This window comes from Flaviflexus sp. (assembly GCF_041440645.1).
In the GTDB taxonomy this organism is placed as follows: domain Bacteria; phylum Actinomycetota; class Actinomycetes; order Actinomycetales; family Actinomycetaceae; genus Flaviflexus.
The window spans coordinates 19,800-28,818 of the sequence record NZ_JASDVN010000021.1; the positions used below are offsets into that span (position 1 = coordinate 19,800).

Annotated in this window: 8 protein-coding genes; 3 read left to right on the forward strand and 5 right to left on the reverse strand. The window is 59.6% G+C overall.

Features of this window, described 5'->3' with window-relative positions; all coding sequences use genetic code 11:
* Positions 1-216 (forward strand): hypothetical protein (locus QMB98_RS03035; RefSeq protein WP_371684174.1); only part of this gene is annotated, 216 nt, incomplete at its 5' end.
* A 219-nt stretch (positions 217-435) separates the two neighbouring features.
* Here the strand turns inward: QMB98_RS03035 and QMB98_RS03040 are convergent.
* On the reverse strand, positions 436-1,056 hold the full coding sequence (locus tag QMB98_RS03040; protein WP_371684175.1) for a DNA-3-methyladenine glycosylase I: 621 nt from the start codon (positions 1,054-1,056) through the stop codon (positions 436-438).
* A gap of 85 nt (positions 1,057-1,141) precedes the next feature.
* Positions 1,142-2,590 carry an NADP-dependent phosphogluconate dehydrogenase gene (gndA, locus tag QMB98_RS03045; protein ID WP_371684176.1) on the reverse strand — a complete coding sequence of 483 codons (1,449 nt, stop codon included), beginning with the start codon at positions 2,588-2,590 and terminating at the stop codon, positions 1,142-1,144.
* A gap of 283 nt (positions 2,591-2,873) precedes the next feature.
* Here gndA and QMB98_RS03050 point away from each other — a divergent pair, with 283 nt between their 5' ends.
* On the forward strand, positions 2,874-3,548 hold the full coding sequence (locus QMB98_RS03050) for a hypothetical protein (protein ID WP_371684177.1): 675 nt from the start codon (positions 2,874-2,876) through the stop codon (positions 3,546-3,548).
* 238 nt (positions 3,549-3,786) lie between these two features.
* Here QMB98_RS03050 and QMB98_RS03055 read toward each other — a convergent pair whose 3' ends face one another.
* The 3 genes from QMB98_RS03055 to QMB98_RS03065 all read right to left on the reverse strand — a co-directional run bounded on the left by QMB98_RS03055 (position 3,787) and on the right by QMB98_RS03065 (position 8,557).
* Complete coding sequence (locus tag QMB98_RS03055; RefSeq protein WP_371684178.1) at positions 3,787-6,000, reverse strand: NADP-dependent isocitrate dehydrogenase; 2,214 nt, start codon at positions 5,998-6,000, stop codon at positions 3,787-3,789.
* A 251-nt stretch (positions 6,001-6,251) separates the two neighbouring features.
* Entirely contained in the window at positions 6,252-7,421 is a 1,170-nt protein-coding gene (locus QMB98_RS03060; protein WP_371684179.1) for a DUF808 domain-containing protein, read from the reverse strand.
* 251 nt (positions 7,422-7,672) lie between these two features.
* Positions 7,673-8,557, reverse strand: a complete 885-nt coding sequence (locus tag QMB98_RS03065) for a patatin family protein (protein WP_371684180.1) — start codon at positions 8,555-8,557, stop codon at positions 7,673-7,675.
* Between the two features lie 61 nt (positions 8,558-8,618).
* On the opposite strand from QMB98_RS03065, the gene QMB98_RS03070 reads away from it, so the two are divergent.
* Positions 8,619-9,019 (forward strand): DUF488 domain-containing protein (locus QMB98_RS03070; RefSeq protein WP_371684181.1); only part of this gene is annotated, 401 nt, incomplete at its 3' end.

The following is a 9,019-nucleotide window of genomic DNA, read 5'->3' on the forward strand; positions in this document are numbered from 1 at the left end:
ATCGCAGCCTTCTACGCCGCTGTCATCGTTCTTGGCGTGCTCCACCGCTTCGGCATGAGCCCCGGCCAGCTCGTGTTCGGCAGGGAGCGTCCCGGTACCGGACGATCGGTCGCAACCCACGTCATGATGTTTGGTGGCGGTGTCACCATGACACTGATCTTCGCCTTCGGTTGTGGACTCGTTGCGCTCGTGAAGCCGCAACGTCGCGCCGCCTAAGAGGCTGAGACGGATAAGTACTCAAAACGCGATAGCCGAATCGATCAGTCCAGAGCATTCACCGCACTGAACCCGATACGGATCATGAACCCGCAGCATTCGATCGTAGAACCGTCCGCTCAATTCTTTACCGTCAAGTTCAGGCACTAGGCCGGCACAAGAGAAGTCCCTCGACGCAGGACCCCGCGCCTGTGCAGGACCGATACCCGGGCACCAGTTTCAGTTTGTTCGCTTGAGCACCTCAGCCACCGCATCTCTCACGATGTCCCTGCGCCACGTCCCTTCCGGATGATCGTTGACGATCCCCACCGCCTGCATGAGCGCGTACATCGTGACGGGACCGACGTGCAGGAAACCCCGCGACTTCAAGTCTTTCGCCAGCGCGACGGACTCGGGAATCTCCGCGGGAAGATCCGCCTCTTTGTAGGCCGGATGATCCGTTGGTCGATAGGACCAGATAAGAGAGGGAAGTCCCGCCTCGATGGCTCCCCGCCTGCCCAGTGTGGGATCGTCGCGCAAGTCCAGGGTCGCCTTCGCGTTGTTGATCGTGGCAATGATCTTCCGCCTGTTGCGAATGATTCCTTCATCATTGAGGAGTCGATCAATGTCGACCTGATCAAAGGCGGCCACAGCATCAACGTCGAAGCCTGCGAAGGCCTCCCTGAAGCCCTCCCGGCGCCGCAGGATCGTCGTCCACGACAGCCCGGACTGGAAGGCCTCGAGCGACAGCCTCTCAAACAGGCCCGTCTCGGTCGTGATCGGCATGCCCCATTCCGTGTCGTAGTAGTCGCGTTCCAAGTCGCTACGTCCCGCCCATCCCGGGCGCACCAAATCATTCATGGGGCAAGCATAGAAGCAAAAGGGAAGGGGTCACGCCCTTGTCCTCCTGTGGACGCAAGCATGACCCCTTCTCCGCTATTGAAGACTAGCTCCAGCGAGACTCGGAACGATCACCTGACCACTCAATGTGGTAGGCGCCTTCCATATCGATCCTCTTGTAGGTGTGCGAACCGAAGAAGTCGCGCTGACCTTGGATCAGGGCGGCGGGAAGCCTTTCGGCGCGGACGCCATCGAAGTAGGAGAGGGAGGAGGAGAACGCGGGGATCGGGATGCCGGAAGCAACGCCGAGTCCAACGATCTGGCGCCATGCGGGAACGCAGGCATTGATCTTCGAAGCAAACTTCTCATCCGCCATCAGCAGTGGCAGATCTGGGTTGTTCTCGTATGCCTCGGTGATGTCACCAAGGAAGACTGCACGAATAATGCAGCCGGCTCGCCAGATCTTGGCAAGCTCACCCTTGTTGATGTCCCAGCCGTACTCCTCGGCACCGGCCTGAATGAGGTCGAAGCCCTGCGAGTAGGCAACGATCTTCGAGGCGTAGAGAGCCTGACGAACCTGCTCGATGAACTCCTCGCGGTTCTCGATGGCAATCGGAGCCTCGTGGCCCTCGAGGGGGCCGGAGGCTCCACGCTGGACGGGGGAGGAGGACAGGCCACGGGCGAAGGTGGCTTCACCAATGCCGGTCACGGGAACACCGAGCTCAAGGGCGGTCTGGACCGTCCACGCACCCGTGCCCTTCTGGCTTGCGGCATCCACGACGATATCGACAAGTGCCTTGCCGGTCGCGGGATCGGTCTGGCGAAGAACCTCGGAGGTGATCTCGATGAGGTAGGAGTTCAGCTCCGTGCCCATCCAGGACTCGAAGATGTCAGCGATCTGCGCGGGCGAGTCACCGAGTCCCTTGCGGAGCAGGTCGTACGCTTCTGCGATGAGCTGCATGTCGGCGTACTCGATGCCGTTGTGCACCATCTTGACGAAGTGGCCGGCGCCGTCGTTCGAGATGTAGGTGCAGCAGGGCTCGCCATCAACGTGAGCCGAGATCTCCTCGAGCATGGGGCCAAGCCTCTTGTAAGACTCGGGGGTGCCACCAGGCATGATCGACGGGCCCTCGAGAGCGCCCTCCTCGCCACCGGACACGCCAGCACCAACGAAGTGGAGTCCGCGTGCCTGAATGTCGCGCTCGCGGCGGATCGTGTCCTTGAAGTAAGCGTTGCCGCAGTCGACGATGATGTCGCCCTCATCCATGTGATCAGCGAGCTGCTCGATGACTGCATCAGTGCCGGATCCTGCCTGAACGAGGATCATGGCGACGCGGGGGCGGGAGAGGGAGGCGACGAAGTCTGCGATCTCTTCGGAGGGGATGAACGTACCTTCATCTCCGTGCTCTTCGACGAGCTTCTCCGTTCGAGCATAGGTCCGGTTGTAGACGGCTACCTTATAGCCCTTGCGGGCCAGGTTGCGAGCAATGTTTGCTCCCATCACGGCCAGTCCGACAACACCAATATCTGCACTTCCAGTGCGAGCATCGCTCATAACAACTCTCCTAATCTCGGGGCATTCCCAAGTCATTGATGATTTTCCCACCAAACCCAGCCCAGGCAGAAACGAAACGGCAATTTGACCGAAAAGTGAGAGATTCAAAGTGGGAGTGAGAGAAAGCGTCAAGGGTCGGAGGAATCTGGAAATGGCGAAGAACTCTTGGGAGGAATCCCCGCAGTTCACTCGTCTCCACCAACCTGCACGCTACCCGTCCACCGTTGGACCAATCCTTGCCGAACAGCTCTCGTCACCACTTTCAAATCCGTAGGATGGGGGCATGAAGGTTGTGACGATGCACACTCCCGGCTCGACGCTTCAAACGCTCGAGATCCGGGAGGATCTGTCGATGATTGAGCGTAGGAGCGCAACAATGTCGACGGGTCTGAGCCTTGCCGTTGCCTCAGCTGGAGCAGAGATACTCCTGACAGGACACAAGGACCTCCACGATCCCGCTACGATCCTTCTCAGCTCCATTCCGAGCGACGTGGGGGTCGGTGACCTGTTAGCGATTGGGACGAGCAGGGTTGAGATCACTGAGGTCGATCACGAAGGGATCTGGGTGCGCCCCACCATCCCGGGTGTCATCCAGCCCGGTGACGTGCTGCGCTACGTTCCGGCCGACCTGCTCGAAGAGAAGGGCGCGTTCCCTCGAGTCCCCGATGGTCTCCCGGACGCCTTCGAAGGGGAGAACGGGCGCTTCACGCCCTCCTACGAGAGTCGCGCCAAGGAGGTATGGAACGCCATGATCCAGCTTGGTTTCCACCCGACCTTTGATTGGGCTGGTAGCGAGGATGGTGAGGCAGTTGTCGCCCGCGATGTGGAGGGCCACGCTCAACTCATTGTCGATCTCGAGGAACCGGGTCAACAGGAACTCATCGACCGCAAGCTCGCAGAAGGCGGTCTCACCCAGTGGATTTGTGAAGAGATCTCGTCCCTGCCCAGAGGGCTCTAGGACTGCACCATTTCCTGAAAGTAAACGGCTATTCAAAAGACACGGCTCCGTCCCGGAAACAGCCCGCTCAAGGGAAGGGCTTGCTGAGTGAGAACAGCTGGCTGCATCAAAACAGCTTGCTCCATCAAGACAGATTGCTCCGTCAAACCAGCTTGATGCATGAAAACGGTTTGATGCATGAAAACGGGTTGGTGGGTGTGTGCCCACCAACCCGTTGCCGGTTAATCGGATCCTTGTCCTAGCTACGCAGCGGATCGATGATCGCGTTGAGCGTCTTCGAGGGGCGCATGACCGCCGCTGTCATCTCAGGGTTGGGACGGTAGTAGCCACCAAGGTCGGCAGGGGAGCCCTGAACGCTCAGGAGCTCGTCTGCGATCTTGTCAGCGCCTGCCTCGAGAGCGTCGGCAACCGGAGCGAAGATCTGTGCCAGATCCTCGTCGTCGTTCTGCTCGGCGAGAGCGCGGGCCCAGTAGGTTGCCAGGTAGAAGTGGCTACCGCGATTGTCGATCTCGTTGACCTTGCGCGACGGGGACTGACCTTCGTTCAGGAGCTTCTCCGTCGCAACATCAAGTCCGTTGGCGATGAGATTGAGGCGCTCGGTGCCGTCAATGCGAGCCTGGTGGCGGAGGGACTCTGCCAGGGCAAGGAACTCGCCGAGGGAGTCCCAGCGCAGGTGGTTCTCCTGCTGCAGCTGCTGCACATGCTTGGGGGCGGAGCCGCCCGCACCGGTCTCGAACAGGCCGCCACCATTCATGAGGGGAACGACGGAGAGCATCTTGGCTGAGGTGCCAAGCTCGAGGATCGGGAAGAGGTCGGTCAGGTAGTCGCGGAGCACGTTGCCGGTCACGGAGATCGTGTCCTCGCCGCGGCGGAGGCGGTCTGCGGTCTCCTGTGTTGCCTCAATGGGGGACAGGATGCGCAGGTCGAGACCGTCCGTCTCCTCATCCTGGAGGTAGGTTCGCACCTTCTCGGTGAGCACGCGGTCGTGCGAACGCTCTGGGTCGAGCCAGAAGATCGCTGTCATGCCGGACAGTCGTGCGCGACGAACCGCGAGAGAAACCCAGTCACGGATCGGAGCGTCCTTGGTCTGGCAGGCGCGGAAGATGTCGCCAGCGGCAACCGTGTGGCTCATGAGAACCTCGCCCGCGCTGTTGCGGACCTCAACGGTGCCAGCGGATGGCATCTTGAAGGTCTTGTCGTGGGAGCCGTACTCCTCGGCCTTTTGTGCCATGAGACCGACATTGGGAACCGTGCCCATCGTGGTCGGGTCGAATGCGCCGTTCTTCTTGCAGTCGTTGATGATCGTCGAGTACACGCCCGCGTAGGACGAATCGGGGATGACGGCGAGGGTATCGGCCTCCTCGCCATCCGGTCCCCACATGTGTCCCGATGCGCGGATCATGGCGGGCATGGAGGCGTCGACGATGACGTCGGAGGGGACGTGCAGGTTTGTGATTCCACGATCGGAGTTCACCATGGCGAGCTCGGGGCCGCTGGCCAGCTCGTCCTCAAAGGAGCGACGAATCTCTTCACCGTTCTCAACCTCGTCCAAGCCGGCAAGGATGACGCCGAGGCCGTTGTCAGAGATGAGGCCGGCCTCCTCGAGAACGGAACCGTACTGGGAGAAAGTCCTGGGGAAGAATGCGCGCACAACGTGACCGAAGATGATGGGGTCCGAGACCTTCATCATCGTTGCCTTCAGGTGCACCGAGAACAGCACGCCCTCGCTCTTGGCTCGGTTGATCTGCTCGACCAGGAAGCGGTCGAGAGCGGCCGCGGACATGATGGTCGAGTCAACGACCTCACCCTCGAGAACCTTGAGGGACTCCTTGAGGACGGTCTCGCCCTCCTCGCCCACGTGCACGATCGACAGTGTGTCGTCGGAGGGGAGGACGACTGTCTGCTCGTTGGAACGGAAGTCGTCACCAATCATGGTCGCCACATCGGTCTTCGAATCGGCCGACCACGCTCCCATCGGGTGCGGGTGCTTGCGGGTGTAGTTCTTGATGACCTGGGGAGCGCGACGATCCGAGTTGCCTTCGCGGAGAACCGGGTTCACTGCGGATCCCTTGACGGAATCGTACTTGGCGCGAATATCGCGCTCGTCGTCCGTCGCGGGATTGTCCGGGTAGTCGGGAACAGCAATGCCTTGGGCCTGAAGCTCGGCAATGGCGGCCTTGAGCTGAGGCATGGAAGCAGAAATGTTGGGCAGCTTGATGATGTTGGCTTCGGGCGTCTTTGCTAGCTCGCCAAGTTCAGCCAGCGCATCGGATTCGCGCTGGTCTTCTGGAAGGTAATCGGACAGGGCCGCAACGATGCGGCCTGCGAGTGAGATATCCCGAGTTTCGACGGCAACATCTGCCTGTGCGGCAAAGGCCTGAAGAATCGGAAGGAATGATTCCGTTGCAAGCATCGGAGCTTCATCGGTGTAGGTGTAGATCATGGGCGACATGCGCGGGGCCCTCCTTGTTGAAACATGTTCGATTCAACAATAACGAAAACAAGGCCAATACTCTGAACTACCACCAGATGCTCACAATGCGATTCGCCACAGGAAACAGTTCAAACCATGGGGAAACAGGTATGTGGGCTTCGGAAAAGAAGTGGCGCACCTCACAATGGAGGTGCGCCGGTCCGAATGGCACTTCTGTTCTTCCCGTCGCACCTCTGACGTTGGGGTGGGAGGAGCGACTTGAGTACGGGCTACTTCACGTCCTCGTCGCCAGGAACTGAACGATCGACGTCGGGTTCGGACGACGCCGTCGAATCAGCGGGCGCTGTGGTTGAGGGCTCCCAAGCGGCGGGATCTGCCGCTGCAGGATCGGTGACGGGCGAAAAGGTGGTGGAGCCAGTGACGGAAGGCGCTTCTTCGGCCTTCGCATGATCGTCCGCCTTCGCACGGTTGTCCGCCGTCGCATGATCGTTCGTGTGATCCCCGTGCCCCTTGCCGAACTTGGCGAGGAGCGGGTGAACGATGGCGAGGACAATGAGGCCCCAGATGAGACCGATGACGAGGGAGATGGCAGTGTCGATGAGCCAAGCGAGTAGGCCACCCACGACGGCAATGTTTTCCACGTTGCCGGCAAGCGTGTGTATGAAGTCGTGGATCGGGGTGAAGCCAAACTCGTAGACGCCGTTGAGCACGATGTGGCCACCAACCCAGAGCATGGCGAAGGTACCAACGATGGAGATGACGTCCATGACCACCGGCATGGCCTTGACGAGTCCGGATCCGATCTTCTTGGACTTGGGGGAGTCCTTCTTGGTCATGGCGAGACCAATGTCGTCCATCTTCACCAGAAGAGCGACAACTCCGTACACGAGGGCGGTGATGGCGATGGCGACGAGGACGAGGATCAGGGTGCGGACCCAGAAGCTCTCATCGACAACCTGATCGAGGGAGATCACCATGATCTCGGCTGAGAGAACAAAGTCGGTCGTCGTGGCACTCTTGACGATGCTGTCCTCTGCCTCGGGTCCCTGAGCGGCGGCAGGCGCTTCCTTCTCCGCGTGCTTGCCGCGGAACTTCTCCCACACCTTCTCGGCGCCCTCGTAGCAGAGGTAGGTTCCGCCAAGCATGAGGATCGGGGTCAGAATCCAGGGCAGGAACTCCGATAGAAGAAGAATGACCGGGAGGATAAAGATGAGCTTGTTCCGGATCGAGCCGATCGCAATCTTCTTCACGATCGGGAGTTCACGGTTGGGCTTTACGCCATCCAAGTACTGAGGGGTGACCGCAGTGTCGTCGATGACCACACCGGCGGCCTTGGCGCCCGCCTTCATTGCTCCGGCTGCGACATCGTCAAGCGAAGCCGCCGCCATGCGAGCAAGGGCCGCCACATCATCCAGCAGTGCAACAAGTCCACCAGCCATGGTCCATTCCTCTCCAGAGGTTACGTAATCGAACTAAGAGTAGCGGCAGGACGCCGCAAACGCGCTCCAGGAAGAAAGGATGAGTTGAAGTGAGGGGTGAGGGCTTGATCACGACCGTGACCAGGACAGATGCCAATATACAGAAGCTGTCGATCAAGGTATGCCTTCGGTCTCCCCAGAAAATGCTCAAGGGATACCGAGAAGCAGGGGATGAGCTAGGAGAAAGTTAGGCTTGATGGTTGAGCGTTGGCTTAGACCCCGAGAAATTCTTGCCATTCCGGGAGCTCGCGGTTGGCCTGCTCCATGCCCAGCACGTAGTGGCGGCGGAGCTTGGAAATGTTGCGTTCCGTGGAGTTGATGGAGATGGAGTCCGGGAAGAATAGCTTGGCCTTGCCTTCCTTCTCCAGCTCGAGCAGCTTCTCCTTGGTCGCGTTGTATCTCGTGGCGCGCGTGTTCAGAGCGTCCGCCACCGCCGGGTACTTGCGGAAGTGCCTCTCGAACAGGCGCGGGTTGCGCGGCGCCTGCTTCCAGTAGTCACGCGGACGGGTCATGATGACAAGGAACTTCTCGAAACCCTCCGCCTCGGCGGCGTCCAAGGCGACACCACCGGACGTGCCAATCACACCATCGACCCACTTCTCGCCATCGATCGTCACCTCGGGCATGAGACCTGGCATCGTGCTCGATGCCTGCACCATGAGCCTCATCCGCTCCGGAGTGCTCATGTCTTCACGGCCCCAGTAGGTGGTTTCACCGGTTTCGGCATTGAATCCACCGACACGCAGCCGTGCAGGGTTGTTGTAGAAGGTCTCGGTTTTGAAAGGAAGAGCCTCGTTCGGACCGGAGGTGTGCTGATAAATGTAATTGGCGTTGAAGAAGCCATCTCCGCGAAGTAGCGTGCGGATGCCACCAAAGTTCGGATCGCCCGCGAAGTCCGTGAACGAGAGTCGACCACGGTACGGATCGCGCGAAATGTAGTTGACGGTGTTGTTGGATCCGGCGGAAATGCCGGCGACCCAGTCGAAGTAGATGTTGTTCTTCAACAGAACGCTAATGGTGGGAGCCGTGTAGGCGGCTCGCATGCCGCCACCTTCGAAGATCAGAGCGGTATCGAAGACGTTGCTTTCTAGAGACATGGTGCTCCTTTCAGCCTTAGATTACCTGGCGTGGCGAGGTGGCGGGGAATATGGTGAGGGCATGGAACTGACCTATCGGCGAATCTACAGCGATCATCGACGCGGCTCCGAGTATCGTGTTCTCGTCGATCGGCTGTGGCCTCGAGGAGTGTCAAAAGAGGACGCCGATGTGGATCTGTGGGCAAAAGACCTCACTCCAACGACGGAGCTTCGGTCCTGGTACCACGAAGAAAAGGAAGATCGGTACGACGAATTTGTGAAGAAGTATCGAGATGAACTCGAGAAGGGACAGGCCGATCTCGCTGAGTTTGCTGGACACGATTCGATCGTGCTTCTCACCGCAGTCAAGGATGTGGAAGCGAGCCACGTTCCCATTCTCCTCGACTACTTGGAAACAGAACTCAAAAGGGCTCTTCATAATTGGGGGTGTAGTTTGTTTTGGAATCCGCCGCTGCCCAGGAG